Below are 17,982 nucleotides of genomic sequence, written 5' to 3' on the forward strand. Positions count from 1 at the left end.
CATGATCGATCTCGTCATCCGCTTCTCGCCGCAGACGCCGGCCGATGCGCCTCAAATCGAAAAGCTCGAGGAGCGGGCTTTCGGTCCGGGTCGCTATGCGCGCACGGCCTATCGGCTGCGTGAGGGCGTCGGAGCCGATCTCTCCCTCTCCTTCGTCGCCCATGTCGGCACGCTGCTGGTCGGCGCGAATCGCATGACCGCCATTCTCGTGGACGAGACCCCGGCGCTGCTGCTCGGCCCGCTGACGGTCGAGCCGGCCTTTCGCTCGCAGGGGCTCGGCGAGGCGCTGGTCAAGAAATCGCTGGATGCCGCCCGCGACGCCAGTCACGGGCTGGTGCTGCTGGTCGGCGATCTCGACTATTACGCCCGCCTCGGATTCGCCCGCGTGCCGCATGGCAAGATCGTCATGCCGGGGCCGGTGGACGCCCGCCGCCTGCTCTATTGCGAGCTGCGCGAAGGCGCCTTCGCGGCGGCCAATGGCAGGATGCGGCGGCTGTGACCTCTTCGACGAGGCGCCGCGCATGACGGCGCCGCGCCCCCTCCTCGCCCGCTATGAGAAGCTGGTCGCCAGCGGCGCGCTGGAGCGCGATCCCGCGCAGCTCGCCGCGCTCGAGCGGCTGGAAGCGCTGGCGCGCGAGCTGACGCGTCGCCCCGCCGCCCCTTCGCATGGCGGTCTCGCGGCGCGGCTGCGTGGGCTGCTCGGACGGCGCGCGCCCTGCGGCGGTCCGCGCGGACTCTACATTCACGGCCTCGTCGGGCGCGGCAAGACGACGCTGATGGATCTCTTCTTCGCCGAGCTTCCGCTCGCCGCCAAGCGCCGCGCGCATTTTCACGATTTCATGGCGCAGGTTCACGCGCGCCTGCTCGCCGCGCGCCGCAGCGCCGCTCCCGATCCGCTGGCGCATGTGGCGCAGGAGATCGCGCGCGAGACGCGCGTGCTCTGCTTCGACGAATTCGCCGTGACCGATATCGCCGACGCGACCATTCTCGCGCGTCTGTTCACGCGGCTGCTCGAGGACGGCGTCATCATGGTGGCGACCTCCAATGTCGAGCCGCGCCGGCTCTACGAAGGCGGCCGCAATCGCGATCTCTTCCTGCCCTTCATCGCGCTGATCGAGGACAGGCTCGATCAATTGCGCCTCGATGCGCGCGCCGATTTTCGTCTCGAGAAAACGCTGCTCGGCGAGACTTTCTTCACACCCGCCGACGCATGCGCCTGCGCGGCGATGGATGCGCTGTTTCTGCAGCTGAGCGGCGTCGCCATGGGCGCGCCGAGGACGCTGCGCGTCGCGCGCCGCGATATCGCCGTTCCGCAGGCGGCGGGGCGCGTCGCGCGCTTCTCCTTCGAGGAGCTGTGCGCGCGGCCGACCGGCGCCGCCGATTACATGGCGCTCGCGGAGGCCTTCGACACGATATTCATCGATGCGGTTCCGAAGATGAATTTCGATCGCCGCAACGAGGCCAAGCGATTCATCACGCTCATCGACATTCTCTATGAGAAGAAAACACGGCTGATTCTCTCCGCCGAGAGCGAGGCGCAGGATCTCTATCACGCGCCGACGGGACATGAGGCGCAGGAATTCGCACGCACAGTGTCGCGGCTGATCGAGATGCGCTCGCGCGATTATCTCGCCGCGCCGCATGCCGGCGCCGTGGAATAACCGACTCCCGCGCTCTGGCGGAATCGGATAGGCATCGCATTCGCAGCCGGATTTTTCGGCGCGGTCGAAAGTGCTTTTCGTCGACTCGTTTCAATCTATGTTTTCGAAAAAGAGGCTTTCCTGCCCGTGGTCGCGACCTGGCGGCGCCTCCTCATGACCGCTCTCATGGCCGGCGGCGTCGCGGCGATGCTCGCCGTCGCCGCATCGGCGCAAGAGGACGATTCCAGCGCGCTGCTCGGATGGCCTGCATCGCCCGCCTCGCGCGCGCGGTCATCCGGCTCGGACAAGAAATCCGACAGCAAAGCCAAGTCGCCGCCGTCCTGGCTCGACACATTGACGGTGACGGGCTTCGTCGAGGCCGGCTCCACCTTCAATTTCGACAATCCGTTCAACAAGCTCAATTGGGGCCATCTGTTCACCGATCGCGCCAATCAGCCGCAATTCAACGCCGGCGTGCTCACCATGCAGCGCCTGCCCGATCCAAAGGCGACGAAGGATTTCGACTTCGGCTTCAAAATTCAGACGATGGTCGGCACCGATGCGCGCTACACGCATTTTCTCGGCGAGCTCGATTATGCGATGCGCGACCGCACGCAGCTCGACATTCTGCAGGCCTTCGCGACCGCGCATCTGCCGTGGATCACGGACAATGGATTCGATGTGAAGATCGGCCAATTCGTCACGCTCGAGGGCGCCGAGTTGGTCGACAGCATTTTCTACAGCCATTCCTATATTTTCAATTTCGGCATTCCGCTCAAGCAGACCGGCGTGATGATCTCGTCCGATCTCACCTCCTGGCTCTATGTCCATGCGAGCGTCATGTCGGGCGACAGCGCCAGCCTCGGCTGGCCGGGCGACAACAATAGCGCCGCCTCCTTCCAGGCCGGCCTGCGCATAAAGGCCTTCGACGACAGGCTGACCATTCTGGGGACGACGCACATCGGACCAGAAGATCCGATGCAGCTCGATCCGCTCGGCGTCGGCTGGCCGAACATTCCTTACGAATGCGCCTGCAATCCCAATCGGACCTTGTCCTACAGCAATGATGTGACGCTCACCTGGAAGGTCACGGATCGGCTAACTCTCAGCACGGACATAAACTACATTCGCGACGATGGATGGAACCCGCTCTCGATCACGGGACTGTCCGAAGGCGCGCTGAGCCGGCTCGCGGATATTTTCGGCTTCAACGCCGCGCTCATTCCGCGTCGCCCGCGCGGCGTCAATGGCTATGGCGTCGCGCAATATGTGTCCTACAAAATCGACGAAACGCTGCAGCTCAATGGCCGCGTCGAATTTTGGCGCGATCATAATAATTTCTTCGTCGGCGCCTATCCCGGCTATTTCGACTACACGAACATAGAGCACGGTTTCTATGCGCCCTCGGCGATCTTCCAGCCAGAGGGGCGCGGAACCAGCTATCTCGAGATCACCGCCGGGCTGACGATCACGCCGGAGATTCCCAAAGGCCTGCCGATCACCGGCCTGTCCCTGCGGCCGGAGCTGCGCTACGACGCTTCGCTGACCGGCGCGGCGCCCTTCTTCGGCGCGAGCGGCTATCGACGCTCGACCGGCATGTTCTCGATAGATGTGATCGTGCCGTTCACGCTGAAGTGACGTTGGGCGAGGCGGCTGGCGACCCCGGTAGGATTCGAACCTACGACCTACTGCTTCGAAGGCAGTTGCTCTATCCAGCTGAGCTACGGAGTCGGCGCTCGCAAATTAGCATGTTCGGCCGGCGGCGTCTCGGGCGCTGTCGTCGAGGCGCCCTTCCCTTTCGCAATGATCCGGCGGCCGTCGACCGCACTGCTTGCTTTTCTTGGCGACCCCGGCAGGATTCGAACCTGCGACCTACCGCTTAGAAGGCGGTTGCTCTATCCGGCTGAGCTACGGGGTCGTGACGGCGGCCGTCAGTGCGTCCACTGGCCGACGCGCTGCGTCTTGAAATTATCAGCATAGGACAGGATGCGGCGCGAAGGGGCGCCGGGCTTGGGCTCCTCGACGCGATAGACGAGCGCCTTGCGCTCGGCATAGGCGATCGCCTCTTCCTTGGTGGCGAAGCGAAGCCTGATCTGCGCCTTGGCGTCCGACGTGCCGGTCCACCCCATCAGCGGATCGAGCTCGCGCGGGGTCTCGTTCTCGTATTCGAGGACCCAGGGCTTGGCCGGCCCGGGACCGGATTGCGTCGCGCTGGGGGACGGGCGGTGAATGCGTGCGGTCATATCGGCCTCGGCGAGAGCCGGCTCGTGAGCCGGCCGGAAACGAAAAATCGGCGCTGTGGCGGGGCTCCGCGCCAATGGTCGGGGCAGCAGGATTCGAACCTGCGACCTGAAGTACCCAAAACTTCCGCGCTACCAGGCTGCGCCATACCCCGTCTCGCGTATAGGCCGCGGAGCCCATTTCCGCCGAACGCCTCGCTAGCACGAGGGCGCGTCGCTCACAAGCGCGAGCGCGCGCGCCGACCGCGCTACCTCGTGAAAATCGGATGTTTGACGGTGTCGCCGACCGCGATCGACAGGCGCTGCGCCGCGCCGGCGGCCAGCTCGATGACGGCGAGCGCCGGCCCGCCGGAGGAGATGACGCGCTCCGAATAGGGCTCTGCGGCGAGCGCCAGGGAGACGACCTTTCCGGCGCGCGAGACGAAGACCATGTCGAGCGACAGCGGCGTGTTCTTCATCCACATGGCGACCGGCCGCTCCTCGTGGAAATCGAACAGCATGCCGCCGTCCGCGGGGAGCGAGGCGCGGTACATCAGGCCTCTCTCGCGCTGGTCGGACGTGCGCGCCACCTCGACGCGCAGCCGATGCGCGCCGGAGGCGGTGACGATCTCTATCGGCTCTATGGCCATTTTGACTGCGGGCGGCGGCGATAATCCCGGCTCCTTCGCATGGCCGGGAACGGCCGCGCAGAAGAGAAGGACGAAAAACGCGGCTATGACGCCGAAAACGCTCCGCGACACCTCACCAGACATGCTCACCCTCGCCGCATCCAGGCCGCAGAGCGCATCGAGACAACGTCGAAACGCCAGCGCTTCGACGGCCATTCTGCCATTGCGGTCGGGAAATAAAAAGCGGCCCGGAAACGCGCCTGTCGCTCGGCCTCTAATGAGAGGCCGGCAGCGCCGATTCGAGTGGCCGCACTTCGGTCGCCATGAGGCCCTTGGGGCCGTCGCCATAGCGCACCAGAACGCTGTCCCCGGGCTTCAGCTCGGCGAGTCCATAGCGGCGTACCGTCTCCATATGCAGGAAGATATCGTCGGTGCCCTCGCCGCGGGTCAGGAAGCCGAAGCCCTTCACCCGGTTGAACCATTTGACTATGGCGATCTCATAGCCGCTCGACGGCGTCACTTGGACATGGGTGCGGACGGCGCCGTTCTGCGAAGGATGAACGGCCGTCGACTCGTCCATGCCGACGACGCGAAACACCTGCATGCCCTTCACGCGCTTCTGCGCCTCGCAGACGACGCGCGCGCCCTCATAGGCGGACTGGAATCCGGAACGGCGTAGGATGGTCACATGCAAGAGAATATCTGCGCCGCCATCATCGGGAACGACGAATCCGTATCCCTTCGAAACGTCGAACCACTTGATGGTTCCGGACACTTCGACGAGATCGAGTCCGGCTTCACCATTTTCGACATTGATGGTCGACGCGCTCAACTCATTCTGGAATGAAATTTTTGCGCCCAACAGACCAACTCCCCCTGCCGATTCGGAACGAATGCGCTCCGCTCGCCTTCGAAGACTCGAATCGCGACGCTCGCCCGTGAATCACTGTGGTTAAGATATCATCGCCACGCTTTCCTCCAACCGACTTTTTTGTTTCGTGCGCCTTCGCTGTGGATACAAAGCCCGAAAATGCTTGGCGTTCCGCGACCTCGGCGCAGGTTACGCGAAATACCGTACGAGCGTCGCCAATGCGCGATCACGGCTCTTTGGGGCTCCTCGCGCGCATGTTTCGGCTTCGATCTTCGCCATCAAAGCGGCGTGATTGGGCGCCAGAGCGGCTTTCGGCCACATTTGCGAGCGGCTCGGCCCCTCGGGGCGCGCGCGGCGCTGGACAGAGCGGCGCGAAACAATATGCTCGTCCATATGTTGCGGCCGTCGCGAAGCCGCGACATAGTGCGTCGCCGCCCGATGGTGGCGCAGCCGACGAGCCGCAATTCCCGCGAGAAGATCGCACGCAGCCCTTGAAAGCACGGACTTCGAACGAATGAGCTTCATCACACCGCGAGACGATCGTGAATTGGCGCAACGTGACGGCGCCCCGAATTTCGATCTCGCCTCGCTCTATGCCGAGCGGGAGAGCGAGCGTTTCGCATTGCACTCGCAGCATCTCAACGAGATGTGGGTGCGTGTGCTGAAGACCATCGGCTATGACGTCGGATTCGTGCGCGGCTCCGGCCAATATCTCTATGACCGCGCCGGCGCGCGCTATCTCGATCTCTTGAGCGGCTGGGGCGTGTTCGCGATCGGCCGCAATCATCCCGCGCTGCGCGAGGCGCTGATGAGCGTGCTCGGCGCCGAGCTTCCCAATCTCGTGCAACTCGACGTGTCGGTGCCCGCCGCGCTGCTCGCAGAACGGCTGCTCGGCTTCGCGCCCTATATGGAGAAAGTTTTTTTCGCCAATTCCGGCACGGAGGCGGTCGAGGCGGCAATCAAATTTTCGCGCGCGGCGACGGGCCGTCCGGGCATTCTCCATTGCGCGCATTCCTTCCACGGCCTCACCTATGGCGCGCTTTCGCTCAATGGCGACGAGATTTTCAAGAAGGGCTTCGGCCCGCTGCTCCCCGATACGCGTGAGATTCCCTTCGACGATCTCGCCGCGCTCGAGGAGGCGCTGCGCCATCGCGACGTCGCCGCCTTTTTCGTCGAGCCCATTCAGGGCAAGGGCGTGAACATGCCGGCGCAGGACTATCTCGCGCAGGCTGCGGCGCTCTGCCGCAAATATGGGACTCTGTTCGTCGCCGATGAGATTCAGACCGGCCTCGGCCGCACGGGAAAATTTTTCGCCGTGGAGCATTATGGCGTCGAGCCCGATCTCCTGCTCGTCGCCAAGGCGCTGTCGGGCGGCCATGTGCCGGTCGGCGCGGTGCTGACGCGCAAATGGATTTTCGACAAAATGTTCGACCGCATGGATCGCGCGGTCGTGCACGGCTCCACCTTCGGCAAGAATGATCTCGCAATGGCCGCCGGCCTCGCCACTCTCGAGGTCATGGCGAGCGAGAAGCTCGTCGAGAATTCCGCCGCCAGGGGCGAGCGTCTGCTCGCCTCCTTCCGCGCCATGGCCGAGCGCTACGAGCTCGTCGCCGATGTGCGCGGCAAAGGCCTGATGATCGGAGTCGAGTTTGGCGAGCCGCGCTCGCTGAAGCTGAAAGCCGCATGGAACCTGCTGGAGACCGTCAACTCCGGCCTCTTCTGCCAGCTCATCAGCATACCTTTGTTCGAGCAGCACAAGGTGCTGACGCAGGTCGCCGGCCATGGCAATCACACGATCAAGCTGCTGCCGCCGCTCACCATCGACGATTTCGATTGCGATTGGATCGAGCGCTCCTTCGACAAGGTCATCGCCGACGCGCATCACGCGCCGGGGGCGGTGTGGTCGCTCGGCAAGACGCTCGCGAGCCATGCGCTGAAAGCCAAGCTCGGCTGACACGCCAAGGTTAATGAATTGGGAACGCGCCTTGCTCCGATGAGGCGCGCGACGGGAAGCCGCGCCGATTTGAGACGTCGGCGCATATTTCCATCCCGTCGCGCTCCGCTTCGAGACGAAAGGCGTCGATTATGCGTATCAGTGCGACGATTCTGTCTGCGGCCCTGCTGGCCGCGCTCGCGGGCGTTCCCGCGTCCTCCTACGCCGGCGCGCGCGAACCACCGGTCGTCATTCGCGGGCTCGGCCCCAATGATTTCGCGCCGCGGGCGACCGCGAATTTTCGGCCGTTTCATCCGGCCGCGCGTCACGCGCGCCATTGGCGCGAGGAGGAGCCGAGCGACGGCCGCGCCGCCATCGCGCCCCGTCGCCACCGAGTCGCCGTGGAAGAAGCGACGTCATGGCCGCAGCCCATTCGCTATCGCGCCACTGAGGCGGCGGCCGTCCCCTATGCGGAGCCGGCCTATAATCCGCAAGAGAATTACGCAGGGGCCGTCGTCGCGCCGCAGCGCTATCGCGTCCCGACGGAAGATGTGACGCAATGGCGGCGACCCATTCGCCATCGCGGCGGCGAAGTCGCTCCCCTCGCCTATGCCGAGCCGACGACCTATTATCCGCATGAGGACGACGCCCGCGCCTCCGTCGCGCCCCAACGCTACCACGTGGCCACGGAAGAGGCGACGCAATGGCGACAGCCCATCCGCTATCGCGCGAGCGACATCGCTCCCACGCCTTATGTGCGGTCGGCCTATTATCCGCATGCGGGCAATCCCTATGATCGCGCCTATCGGCCCGGCGCCTATACTGCGGTCGATCCTATTCCGCAGCGTTCCACGCAGGCCTATGGCTATTTCCTCGACGAAGGCCCCTTCCCTGCGCGATGAGCCGATCGGCGCCAGAGCGGCGCGACTCGAAACCGACGCATTCGTCGGCTTCAATGTCGCGCGACTGCTCATGAGGGAATTGCAATGCTCATGCTGACTCGGCGCGCCTTTCTGAGAGGCGCGATCGCCGGGGCGGCTTCCGCCTTCGCGGGAGCGGCCTACGCCTTCGGCTATGAGCCGCTGATGGCGCCGCGCGTCGCTCGCTATCACATTGCGCCGCGCGTCTGGCCGAAGGGCTTCGCCCTCGAGATCGCGGCGCTCTCCGATCTGCACGCCTGCGAGCCATGGATGTCGATCGAGCGCATTGATGCGATCGTCGATCGCATCAATGCGCTGCGGCCCGACGTCATCGTGCTGCTCGGCGACTATGTCGCCGGGCTGCATCATTTCGCGACGTCGATTCCGGCGCCGCAATGGGCGCGGGCGCTGTCACGGCTCAGAGCGCCGCTCGGCGTCCATGCGATTCTCGGCAATCACGACATGTGGGACGACGAAACCGTGCAGCATCGCGGACGCTACGAGACGGCCGCCCGCGCCGCGCTCGAGGACAATGGGATTCCTGTCTATGAGAATGCGGCGGTGCGTCTGACCGGCGGCGCTCGCCCCTTCTGGCTCGCGGGACTGGCCGACCAATTCGCGATACCCGCCGGGCGGCGCAAATGGAATGGGCTGGACGATCTGCCGGGGACGCTCGCCGAGGTGACGACCGACGATCCGGTGATCCTATTGGCGCATGAGCCCGACATTTTTCCGCGCGTGCCCGAGCGTGTCGCGCTGACGCTCTGCGGCCATACGCATGGCGGCCAGGTGCGGATCTTCGGCTGGGCGCCGATCGTGCCGTCCTTCTATGGCAATCGCTATGTCCATGGACATATCGTCGAGGACGAGAGGCATCTCATCGTCTCCGGCGGATTGGGATGCACGGCGCTTCCGGTCCGCTTCGGCGCGCCGCCGGAAGTCCTTCACATAAGAGTCGAAGCGCCGGCGGCGTGACGCCGGCGCGTTCGCCTCACTCGCCGGCCGCCTTCAGCTTCTCGCCGCTCTGGCTGCGCGCCAGAAGCTCGGTGAGCGCGCGGCGATATTCCACCGGCATCACCTTGCGGAACTTCGGCTTATAGCCCTCCCAATCGTCGAGGATGGCGCGCGCGCGCGTCGAGCCCGTGTAGCGCAGATGATTGGAGATGAGATGCTTCAGGCGCTCGGCGTCGAAGCGCGTCATGTCGCTCATCACATCGACGCGGCCATGCTGCTCGAGATCGCCGCTCTGATGATAGGCCTGCGTCATCGCGGTCTCCTCGTCGCGCACCGGCTCGAGATCGACCATGGAGAGATTGCAGCGCTCGGCGAAGCCGCCATCCTCATCCAGCACATAGGCCACGCCGCCCGACATGCCGGCCGCGAAATTGCGGCCTGTCGGCCCCAGCACGACGACGACGCCGCCGGTCATATATTCGCAGCCATGGTCGCCGACGCCCTCGACGACCGCATAGGCGCCGGAGTTGCGCACGGCGAAACGCTCGCCGGCGACGCCGCGCAGATAGGCCTCGCCGCCCACGGCGCCATAGAGCACGGTGTTGCCGACGATGATCGACTTCTCCGGTACGATCTGCTTGGCCTCGCGCGAAGGATAGACGACGACCTTGCCGCCCGAGAGTCCCTTGCCGACATAGTCGTTCGCCTCGCCCTCGAGACGCAGCGTCACGCCGCGCGCGAGAAAGGCGCCGAAGCTCTGTCCCGCTGTGCCGGCGGCGCGAATGTCGATCGTGTCCTCCGGCAGGCCGGCGAGCCCGTAGACGCGCGCGACCTCGCCCGACAGCATGGCGCCGGTCGAGCGATCGACATTGCGGATCGCCGTCTCGATGGAGGTCTTCGCGCCGCGGTCGATCGAGGCGCGCGCCGCCTCGATGAGCTTGTTGTCGAGCACCTTGTCGAGGCCGTGATCCTGCGTGAGGCTGTGACGGATCGCGGCGCCCTCGCCCGCCGGCTTGTGGAACAGCTTGGAGAAGTCGAGTCCCTTCGCCTTCCAATGGGCGAGCGCCTTCTCCTTGTCGAGCATCTGCATCTGGCCGATCAGCTCGTCGAAGTGGCGATAGCCCATTTGCGCCATCAGCTCGCGCACTTCCTCGGCGACGAAGAAGAAGAAGTTGATGACATGCTCGGGCTGGCCGACGAAGCGCTTGCGCAGCACAGGGTCCTGCGTCGCGACGCCCACGGGGCAAGTGTTGAGATGGCATTTGCGCATCATCACGCAGCCCGCCGCGATCAGCGGCGCCGTCGCGAAGCCGAACTCGTCCGCGCCGAGCAGCGCGCCGACGATGACGTCGCGGCCCGTGCGCAAGCCGCCGTCGACCTGCACAGCGATGCGCGCGCGGAGATTGTTCAGCACCAGCGTCTGATGCGTCTCGGCGAGGCCGATCTCCCACGGGCTGCCCGCGTGCTTGATGGAGGTGAGCGGCGAGGCGCCCGTCCCGCCATCATAGCCGGAGATGGTCACATGATCGGCGCGGCCCTTGGAGACGCCGGCGGCGACCGTGCCGACGCCGACCTCGGAGACGAGCTTCACCGAGACGTCGGCGCGCGGATTCACATTCTTCAAATCGAAGATCAGCTGCGCCAAATCCTCGATCGAATAAATATCGTGATGCGGCGGCGGCGAGATGAGGCCGACGCCCGGCGTCGAATGGCGCACTTTGGCGATCACCGCATCGACCTTGTCGCCGGGCAGCTGGCCGCCTTCGCCGGGCTTTGCGCCCTGCGCCATCTTGATCTGGATCATGTCGGAATTGACGAGATATTCCGCCGTCACGCCGAAACGTCCAGAAGCGACCTGCTTGATCGCCGAGCGCGCGCTGTCGCCATTGGGCAGCGGCTTGAAGCGCTCCGGCTCCTCGCCGCCTTCGCCCGTGTTGGACTTGCCGCCGATGCGGTTCATCGCAATGGCGAGAGTCGTATGCGCCTCGCGCGAGATGGAGCCGAAGGACATGGCGCCGGTGGAGAAGCGCTTGACGATCTCGCTCGCGGGCTCGACCTCGTCGAGCGGCACGGGCGCGCGTCCATCCTCCTCCGCCGTCTTGACGCGGAACAGGCCGCGCAGATTGAGCAGCTTGTCGTCCTGCGCGTTCAAATGCTGCGCGAAGGCGCGATATTTGTCCTGCGCATTGGCGCGCACGGCATGCTGCAGCAGCGACACCGTATGCGGCGTCCAGCTGTGCGCCTCGCCGCGAATGCGGAAGGCGTAATCGCCGCCGACATCCAGCGCGTCGCGATAGATGGCGACGTCGCCGAAAGCGTCCTTGTGACGGCGCACCGTCTCGGCCGCGATCTCATCGAGGCCGACGCCCTCGACGCGCGTCGTGGTGCCGCAGAAGAATTCGTCGATGAAGCTCTGCGCGAGGCCCACGGCGTCGAAGATCTGCCCGCCACAATAGGACTGGTAGGTCGAGATGCCCATCTTGGACATGACCTTCAGCAGGCCCTTGTCGACCGCCTTGATGAAGCGCTTGATCGCCGTCGGCCCATCGACGTCGGAGGGGAATTCCGCCGTCGAAGCCTCGAGCGTCTCGAAGGCGAGATAAGGATTGATCGCCTCCGCGCCATAGCCGGCGAGCAGAGCGAAATGATGCACCTCGCGCGCTTCGCCCGTCTCGAGCACGAGACCGACCGAGGTGCGCAATCCGCGGCGAATGAGGTGATGATGCACGGCCGCCGTGGCGAGCAGCGCCGGAATCGGAATGCGATCCGGCCCCACCATGCGGTCGGAGAGGATGATGATGTTATAGCCGCCGTTCACCGCCTTCTCGGCGCGCTCGCCGAGCCGGTTCAGCGCCTCGCGCAGGCCGGCGGCGCCGGTCGCGGCGTCATAAGTGATGTCCAGCGTCTTGGTGTCGAAGCTGTCCTCGATATGGCCGATGCAGCGGATCTTCTCGAGATCCTCATTGGTGAGGATCGGCTGGCGCACCTCGAGCCGCTTGCGTTTCGCCGAGCCCTCGTGATCGAGGATGTTCGGGCGCGGGCCGATGAAGGAGACGAGGCTCATCACCAATTCCTCGCGGATCGGATCGATCGGCGGATTGGTGACTTGCGCGAAGTTCTGCTTGAAATAGGTGTAGATCAGCTTCGGCTTGTCGGAGAGCGCCGAGATCGGCGTATCCGTGCCCATGGAGCCGACCGCCTCCTGGCCGGTGACGGCCATGGGGAAGAGCAGGAGATCGAGCTCCTCCTGCGAATAGCCGAAGGCCTGCTGGCGATCGAGCAATGACACATCGGCGCGCGAGGCGCGCGGCTCGACGGGCTTCAAATCCTCGAGCACGATCTGCGTGCGCTCGAGCCATTGCTTATAGGGATGCGAGGAGGCGAGCTCCTTCTTGATCTCGTCGTCGGAAACGATGCGTCCCTGCTCGAGATCGACGAGCAGCATCTTGCCCGGCTGCAGGCGCCACTTCTGCACGATCTTGTCCTGCGGAATCGGCAGCACGCCCATCTCGGAGGCCATGACGACGAGCCCGTCCTCGGTCACGAGATAGCGCGCCGGGCGCAGGCCGTTGCGGTCCAGCGTCGCGCCGATCTGACGGCCGTCGGTGAAGGCCATGGCGGCGGGGCCGTCCCAGGGCTCCATCAGCGCGGCGTGATATTCGTAGAAGGCCTTGCGGTCGTTATCCATCAGCGGATTGCCGGACCAGGCCTCCGGGATCAGCATCATCACCGCATGGGCGAGGGAATAGCCGCCCTGCACGAGAAACTCGAGCGCATTGTCGAAGCAGGCGGTGTCCGACTGCCCCTCATAGGAGATCGGCCACAGCTTTTCGATGTCATTGCCGAACAACGGCGAGGCGACAGAAGCCTGACGTGCGGCCATCCAGTTGAGATTGCCGCGCAGCGTGTTGATCTCGCCATTATGCGCGACGAAGCGGTAAGGGTGCGCGAGGCGCCAGGACGGGAAAGTGTTCGTCGCGAAGCGCTGATGCACGAGCGCGATGGCGCTGATGAAGCGCGGGTCTTTCAGATCGAGGAAATATTCGCCGAGCTGCGAGACCAGCACCATGCCCTTGTAGACGATCGTCTGCGAGGACACGGAAACCGAATAATGCTCGCGCGCCGCCGGCCCACGCGCATAGATTTCATTGGAGGCGGTCTTGCGCGCGAGATAGAGGCGGCGGTCGAAATCGACGTCGTCGGTCACAGAGGGGCCGCGGCCGATGAAGACCTGCCCGTGAACCGGCTCGACCGCCTTCACCGCCGCGCCGAGGTCGCTCGAATCGACCGGCGTGTCGCGCCAGCCGAGCACGACGAGGCCCTGGGCGGCGGCGGCGGCCTCGATGAATTCCTTCGCCTTGGCGCGCTCGGCGTCATCGCGCGAAAGGAAGAACTGGCCGATGGCGTAATGGCCGGGCTCCGGCAGGGCGAAGCCGAGCTTCGCGCATTCGTCCTTGAAGAACTGGTGCGGAATCTGCACGAGAATGCCGCAGCCGTCGCCGAGCTTGGGGTCCGCGCCCACGGCGCCGCGATGATCGAGATTGAGCAGGATCTGCAGACCCATCTCGACGATCTCGTGGCTCTTGGCGTTGTGCAGATTGGCGACGAAGCCGACGCCGCAGGAGTCGTGCTCCTTGGACGGATCGTAGAGGCCCTGAGCCTGCGGCAGGAGGGGGTCTCTGGCGTCGATCGCGGTCATGGCGGCGTCTCCCGGGCGAGTCCGGGGGCCGCCCGGCCCGATCGCCGCGCCCGCTCCCCCGTCCTTGGTCGTCGAAATCATAGCGTCGCTCGCAGGGTGCCGCGAGCGACATTGGCGCAGAATGGTCAGCATGGCTGACATATCGGCGGGAAATATTGTTGCCAGATTTGCGTCCCCCGCACAAGCAATCTGCCGCTACAAAACCGAATTCCCGGCGCATTCCGTCGCCGGCGCGCGCCGCTTGCGTCCAAAGCTCGCCGCAATGGTCGCCCAAGCTCGGCAATCGAGACGGGGCCAGACGATGAGATGGATGTGGAGCGGTTCATGACGCTATCGAGACTGCGGCCGAAGCTCTTGCTCGCGATGGCGAGCCTCGCGCCGATGGCGGCGCCGACGCCGGCCGCGGCGGATTTCTTCTTTCGTCCGTTCGGCTACGCCTTTCACCAGCCGATCCCGGAGCCCGCGCCCAACGCCACGCCTCGCGCGATCGCCGGCATTTTGGGCGAGGAGGGATTTCGTCTCGTCGGCGGGCTCGGCCGGCGCGGCGATCAGGTGGTGGCGACCGGCGTCGATCGCCGCGGCCATTATCGGCGCTTTCTGATCGACCCCTATGAGGGCGAGATTTTGCGGTCCTGGCGCATCGGGCCGGAGGAAGTCAGACCGGGCTTCGTCGAAGCGCCGCCCGCCGCCTATCGCGGACCGCCAGGGCCGGAACCCTATGACGCGCCGCGCGCCGGCGCCGCGGAAGACCCTCTGGTCGTGCCCGGCCTCGGCGGCGAGCCCCGCCGTCCGGCGCGACGCGTGGAGGCGCCTTCGCGCGCCCATGCGCCCAATGGCGTGGCCGCCGTCCGGCCGGAGAACGCCGAGACGCAGCGCCCGCCCCATTCGCCGCCCTCCGAGGCGACCAAGCCGCCGGCGCGCGCCGCCGCTCCGCAGCTTCGTCCGACGGCTCCCCATTCCGCGAAGCCGGCCGCCGAGCGCAAGGCGCCCGCGCAGCAGCAATCCGGGCCGACCCCGCCGCAAGGCGCGGCTCCGGCGCTGGCCCCTGCGCCAGCCGCCGCCCCCGCCGCGCCGGTCCAAGCTGCTCCCGAGCCGCCGCATGCGGCGGCGCCAGAACCTGCCGCCGTCGGCCATCAGCAGGCGGCGCCGGCGCCTCAAATCATTGTTCCAGCGACGCCGGCCGCGCCGCCGCCCGCCCCTGCGGCTCCCGCCAATCCGGTCTCGGCGGAGCAATCCAAGGCGCCGCCCGCGGGCGAGCAAGCCCAGCCGACTCCGGGCGGCTGAACGAAAAAGAGGCGTCCCTCTCGGGACGCCTCGATTTTTTGCAAGCGAGGGATGCGGCCTGCGGTCAGGCGGCTTTGGCGTCGATCGTCTGCGCCGGAACGCCGCCGCCGATCTCGATGCGGCGCGGCTTCTGCGCCTCGGGAATCTGGCGGACCAGATCGACATGCAGCAAGCCGTTGGCGAGGGTCGCTCCGGTCACGACGACATGGTCGGCGAGCTGGAAGCGGCGCTCGAAGGCGCGGGCGGCGATGCCTTGATGCAGCATCTCGCGCTTGACGCCGCCGGTCTCGGGCTGCGGATCTTTCGCGCCCTTGATGGTCAGCGTGTTCTCGCGCGTCTCGATGGAGATATCCTCGCGCGCGAAGCCGGCGACGGCCAAGGTGACGCGATAGTCGTTCTCGCCGGTGCGCTCGATATTATAAGGCGGATAGGTCGGCGCCGTCTCCGCGCCCGGCCCCTGGTCGAGCAACGAGAAGAGACGATCGAAGCCGACGGTCGAGCGATAGAGGGGGGAAAGATCGAAGTGACGCATGTCATTGTCCTCCTAGAAGCGACAGTGGAAGCGCGATCGGGATGCTCGTCCCCGCTCGCGCCGGGGAAGAAGCGCGTCCGCTACGGCCCGCGCTGAATTCCATGTGGGAGCGCCTTTTGCGGCCTGCAAGAGGCGCCGGCGCGGGTGTCGCAATTTTGTGACAGGCCCCGAGTTTTCGCCGCGAGCGCGACGATCGCATTGACCGCGGAAATTTCCCGGCGCTAGTTTCACTCATGGCGAAGCTGAGGTCACGGCGCTGGTCGGACGTCTCCGCGGCGAGACGCGCGTTCGTCTCGGCGCTGGCGCTTTGCCTTTTCGCGCTCCAGGCTTTCGTCGCCGCCTCGCTGGTCCGAGCGCATGACGCGCCTTTGGCGGGCGGCGTCTCGGCCTCCGCCTATTGCGAGCCGCACAGAGACGGCGCGCCGCCGGCAGAGCGCGATCATGCGCCCTGCTGCATTCTCTGCGTCTCCGGCCGCGATCTGCCGAGCCTCGCCGAACCGCCGTCCCAGGAGCCGGTCCTCGCGGCGCCGGTCGCTTTCGCCTTCGTCGCCTACGCCTCGACAGCGCCGCCGCAGCACGGACCCGTCGGCTGGGCCAGCTCCTGGTCGTCCCGCGCCCCTCCCCTCGCCTGATCGCGCGGCGCGCCGCGATCGCGGCCGCCGTTTCGATACGCCGATCGACGCACCGGACGCCCCCGCGCCCGGGCGACGCCGCGACGGATGGCGCCGATGCCCGACACGAGATTTTCGATTTTGCGCGAGCTCTTCGCGCGCACCCAACGCGACCTGACGCGGCTGCTGACGCGGCGGGTCGGTCCCGATCACGCCCCGGACATCGTCCAGGAGGCGTTTCTGCGCGTCATGCATAGAGACATGACCGAGGAGATCGCCGATCCGCCCGCCTATCTGCGCCGCACCGCGGTCAATCTGGCGATGGATTTTTCGCGCCGGCGCAAGCTCGAGAGCAAGCTCTTCGTCGCCGATCCGGAAAGTTATGACGCGCCCTCGGACGAGCCCTCCGCCGACGAGGCTTTGGAAGCCGGCCGCCGCGCGCAGAACCTCACGGCGGCGATCGAGACGCTGCCGCCCAAATGTCGCGAGGTCTTCGTGCTGCGCATGCATCACGACGTCCCGCAGGACGAGATCGCGCGGCGGCTCGGCATTTCCCGCAATATGGTGGACCGGCATTTGCGCATCGCCATTAAGCGCTGCCGAAGCGCGGTGCAGTAGAAAAATTCCCGGGCGAGGCATCCGCGATTCCGGCCGTCGTTCGTCTGTATGTGTGAGGAGCGAGTTTCGATCTATGGCCGCCCACGAATATCCCGCGCCGCAGGAGAGCGCCTCGCAGGACTCCGCCGTCGCCTGGTGGGTGCGGCGCGACGCCGGCGACATGTCGAGCGCCGAGATCGCAGCCTTCGAGGCCTGGATCGCCGATCGGGCCAACGCCGCGGCCTTCGCCTATATTTGCGCGCTCTGCGGCGAGGTGAAAGCGCTGAAGCCGCGCCGTATCGACGCGATGGCGGCGCGGCGGCGGCGACGCATGGCTTACGCCGTCGCGCTGGCCGCGACATTGGCCGCCGTGGCGAGCTTCGACACGCTGCGCCTGCTCTGGAGCGCCGATTTCCGCACCGCCGCCGGTGAGACGCGCATGGTCGCGCTCGCGGACGGCTCCAAGATCCAGCTCGGCGGAAAATCTGCCATCGCCGTCCATTACGCCGCCGGCGAGCGCGCGCTCACGCTGCTCGAAGGCGAAGCGTTTTTCGATGTCGCGCCGGACGCCGCGCGGCCCTTTGTCGTCACGGCGGCGGGCGGATCGGTGACGGCGCTCGGCACCTCTTTCGATATCGCGCTCGAGAATGACGGCGCCCGCGTGACGGTCGCCGAGCATAAGGTCGCTGTCGCAAGCCATGGCGAGAAGACGATCGTCGAGGAAGGACGCCAATGCGACTTCGGCCCAGCGACGCCGACGAGCGCGCCCATCCCCGTCGCCGTGCCGGACGCCACCGCCTGGCGACGCGGCAAGCTCATCTTCGTCGATCGTCCGCTCGGCGAAGTCGTCGATATTCTCTCACGCTATCACCGCGGCTACATCATCGTGGCGAGCGATTCCACGCGGCGGCTGCGCGTCACCGGCGTGTTCGACGCCGCCGATCCGATCGGCGCTTTGCGCGCGATCGAGGCTTCGCTCGCGCTCGATGCGATTCACATCGGCGATTATCTCGTGGCGCTGCGCGGATGAGACAGAAAGCCGCACCATGCGCCCGCATTTTTTCGTCGCACGGACGTGCGTGTTCGCGCGCTC

General features: G+C 66.1%; 15 protein-coding genes and 3 tRNA genes. 10 read left to right on the forward strand and 8 right to left on the reverse strand.

Annotation, left to right across the window (positions count from 1 at the left end; all coding sequences use genetic code 11):
- Position 1 precedes the first annotated feature (1 nt).
- The 3 genes from K369_RS02980 to K369_RS02990 all read left to right on the forward strand — a co-directional run bounded on the left by K369_RS02980 (position 2) and on the right by K369_RS02990 (position 3,278).
- A complete protein-coding gene (locus tag K369_RS02980) occupies positions 2-499 on the forward strand; it encodes a GNAT family N-acetyltransferase (protein ID WP_036287231.1) in 498 nt (165 codons plus the stop codon).
- 22 nt (positions 500-521) lie between these two features.
- Positions 522-1,661: a cell division protein ZapE gene (gene zapE, locus K369_RS02985; RefSeq protein WP_036287748.1), complete on the forward strand. Its 1,140-nt coding sequence runs from the start codon at positions 522-524 to the stop codon at positions 1,659-1,661.
- 153 nt (positions 1,662-1,814) lie between these two features.
- The gene (locus K369_RS02990) at positions 1,815-3,278 is read left to right on the forward strand and encodes an outer membrane beta-barrel protein (protein ID WP_245278065.1); all 1,464 of its coding nucleotides are present in this window, start codon (positions 1,815-1,817) and stop codon (positions 3,276-3,278) included.
- Positions 3,279-3,294: 16 nt separating this feature from the next.
- Here the strand turns inward: K369_RS02990 and K369_RS02995 are convergent.
- The 6 genes from K369_RS02995 to K369_RS03020 all read right to left on the reverse strand — a co-directional run bounded on the left by K369_RS02995 (position 3,295) and on the right by K369_RS03020 (position 5,350).
- A tRNA-Arg gene (locus K369_RS02995) sits at positions 3,295-3,371 on the reverse strand.
- A 110-nt stretch (positions 3,372-3,481) separates the two neighbouring features.
- Positions 3,482-3,558 (reverse strand) — tRNA-Arg (locus K369_RS03000).
- Positions 3,559-3,571: 13 nt separating this feature from the next.
- The gene (locus K369_RS03005; RefSeq protein WP_026191305.1) at positions 3,572-3,883 is read right to left on the reverse strand and encodes an ETC complex I subunit; all 312 of its coding nucleotides are present in this window, start codon (positions 3,881-3,883) and stop codon (positions 3,572-3,574) included.
- Positions 3,884-3,958: 75 nt separating this feature from the next.
- Positions 3,959-4,035 (reverse strand) — tRNA-Pro (locus tag K369_RS03010).
- A 93-nt stretch (positions 4,036-4,128) separates the two neighbouring features.
- A complete protein-coding gene (locus K369_RS03015; RefSeq protein ID WP_245278066.1) occupies positions 4,129-4,632 on the reverse strand; it encodes a DUF192 domain-containing protein in 504 nt (167 codons plus the stop codon).
- A 130-nt stretch (positions 4,633-4,762) separates the two neighbouring features.
- Entirely contained in the window at positions 4,763-5,350 is a 588-nt protein-coding gene (locus K369_RS03020) for a cold-shock protein (RefSeq protein WP_024879928.1), read from the reverse strand.
- A 523-nt stretch (positions 5,351-5,873) separates the two neighbouring features.
- Here K369_RS03020 and K369_RS03030 point away from each other — a divergent pair.
- The 3 genes from K369_RS03030 (at position 5,874) to K369_RS03040 (ending at position 9,187) form a co-directional block, all read left to right on the forward strand.
- Entirely contained in the window at positions 5,874-7,313 is a 1,440-nt protein-coding gene (locus K369_RS03030; protein WP_051948836.1) for an aspartate aminotransferase family protein, read from the forward strand.
- Positions 7,314-7,444: 131 nt separating this feature from the next.
- Positions 7,445-8,194 carry a hypothetical protein gene (locus K369_RS03035; protein WP_036287238.1) on the forward strand — a complete coding sequence of 250 codons (750 nt, stop codon included), beginning with the start codon at positions 7,445-7,447 and terminating at the stop codon, positions 8,192-8,194.
- A 90-nt stretch (positions 8,195-8,284) separates the two neighbouring features.
- Positions 8,285-9,187, forward strand: coding sequence for a metallophosphoesterase (locus K369_RS03040; protein ID WP_036287760.1), 903 nt, complete (start codon positions 8,285-8,287; stop codon positions 9,185-9,187).
- Positions 9,188-9,203: 16 nt separating this feature from the next.
- Here K369_RS03040 and gltB read toward each other — a convergent pair whose 3' ends face one another.
- Positions 9,204-13,865 carry a glutamate synthase large subunit gene (gene gltB / locus K369_RS03045; RefSeq protein ID WP_036287762.1) on the reverse strand — a complete coding sequence of 1,554 codons (4,662 nt, stop codon included), beginning with the start codon at positions 13,863-13,865 and terminating at the stop codon, positions 9,204-9,206.
- A 324-nt stretch (positions 13,866-14,189) separates the two neighbouring features.
- On the opposite strand from gltB, the gene K369_RS03050 reads away from it, so the two are divergent.
- Positions 14,190-15,149, forward strand: a complete 960-nt coding sequence (locus K369_RS03050) for a hypothetical protein (RefSeq protein WP_156967648.1) — start codon at positions 14,190-14,192, stop codon at positions 15,147-15,149.
- Positions 15,150-15,213: 64 nt separating this feature from the next.
- Here K369_RS03050 and K369_RS03055 read toward each other — a convergent pair whose 3' ends face one another.
- Positions 15,214-15,681 carry an Hsp20 family protein gene (locus tag K369_RS03055; protein ID WP_036287246.1) on the reverse strand — a complete coding sequence of 156 codons (468 nt, stop codon included), beginning with the start codon at positions 15,679-15,681 and terminating at the stop codon, positions 15,214-15,216.
- A gap of 233 nt (positions 15,682-15,914) precedes the next feature.
- On the opposite strand from K369_RS03055, the gene K369_RS03060 reads away from it, so the two are divergent.
- From K369_RS03060 to K369_RS03070, 3 genes are all read left to right on the forward strand, one after another.
- Positions 15,915-16,313, forward strand: coding sequence for a hypothetical protein (locus K369_RS03060; RefSeq protein ID WP_036287249.1), 399 nt, complete (start codon positions 15,915-15,917; stop codon positions 16,311-16,313).
- 96 nt (positions 16,314-16,409) lie between these two features.
- Positions 16,410-16,910, forward strand: a complete 501-nt coding sequence (locus tag K369_RS03065) for an RNA polymerase sigma factor (protein WP_036287764.1) — start codon at positions 16,410-16,412, stop codon at positions 16,908-16,910.
- A gap of 73 nt (positions 16,911-16,983) precedes the next feature.
- Entirely contained in the window at positions 16,984-17,919 is a 936-nt protein-coding gene (locus K369_RS03070) for a FecR family protein (RefSeq protein ID WP_036287252.1), read from the forward strand.
- The last annotated feature ends 63 nt before the right edge of the window (positions 17,920-17,982 follow it).

Origin of the sequence: Methylosinus sp. PW1 (genome assembly GCF_000745215.1) — a bacterium.
In the GTDB taxonomy this organism is placed as follows: domain Bacteria; phylum Pseudomonadota; class Alphaproteobacteria; order Rhizobiales; family Beijerinckiaceae; genus Methylosinus.

What these genes read in the sequence shown, in the direction of transcription:
- K369_RS03055 (WP_036287246.1), bottom strand. Translation starts at nt 15,681, where the DNA reads ATGCGTCACTTCGATCTTTCCCCCCTCTATCGCTCGACCGTCGGCTTC.
- K369_RS03065 (WP_036287764.1), top strand. Translation starts at nt 16,410, where the DNA reads ATGCCCGACACGAGATTTTCGATTTTGCGCGAGCTCTTCGCGCGCACC.
- K369_RS03070 (WP_036287252.1), top strand. Translation starts at nt 16,984, where the DNA reads ATGGCCGCCCACGAATATCCCGCGCCGCAGGAGAGCGCCTCGCAGGAC.
- K369_RS03030 (WP_051948836.1), top strand. Translation starts at nt 5,874, where the DNA reads ATGAGCTTCATCACACCGCGAGACGATCGTGAATTGGCGCAACGTGAC.
- K369_RS03060 (WP_036287249.1), top strand. Translation starts at nt 15,915, where the DNA reads ATGGCGAAGCTGAGGTCACGGCGCTGGTCGGACGTCTCCGCGGCGAGA.
- K369_RS03005 (WP_026191305.1), bottom strand. Translation starts at nt 3,883, where the DNA reads ATGACCGCACGCATTCACCGCCCGTCCCCCAGCGCGACGCAATCCGGT.
- K369_RS03040 (WP_036287760.1), top strand. Translation starts at nt 8,285, where the DNA reads ATGCTGACTCGGCGCGCCTTTCTGAGAGGCGCGATCGCCGGGGCGGCT.
- K369_RS03050 (WP_156967648.1), top strand. Translation starts at nt 14,190, where the DNA reads ATGACGCTATCGAGACTGCGGCCGAAGCTCTTGCTCGCGATGGCGAGC.
- K369_RS03015 (WP_245278066.1), bottom strand. Translation starts at nt 4,632, where the DNA reads ATGTCTGGTGAGGTGTCGCGGAGCGTTTTCGGCGTCATAGCCGCGTTT.
- zapE (WP_036287748.1), top strand. Translation starts at nt 522, where the DNA reads ATGACGGCGCCGCGCCCCCTCCTCGCCCGCTATGAGAAGCTGGTCGCC.
- K369_RS02980 (WP_036287231.1), top strand. Translation starts at nt 2, where the DNA reads ATGATCGATCTCGTCATCCGCTTCTCGCCGCAGACGCCGGCCGATGCG.
- K369_RS02990 (WP_245278065.1), top strand. Translation starts at nt 1,815, where the DNA reads ATGACCGCTCTCATGGCCGGCGGCGTCGCGGCGATGCTCGCCGTCGCC.
- K369_RS03035 (WP_036287238.1), top strand. Translation starts at nt 7,445, where the DNA reads ATGCGTATCAGTGCGACGATTCTGTCTGCGGCCCTGCTGGCCGCGCTC.
- gltB (WP_036287762.1), bottom strand. Translation starts at nt 13,865, where the DNA reads ATGACCGCGATCGACGCCAGAGACCCCCTCCTGCCGCAGGCTCAGGGC.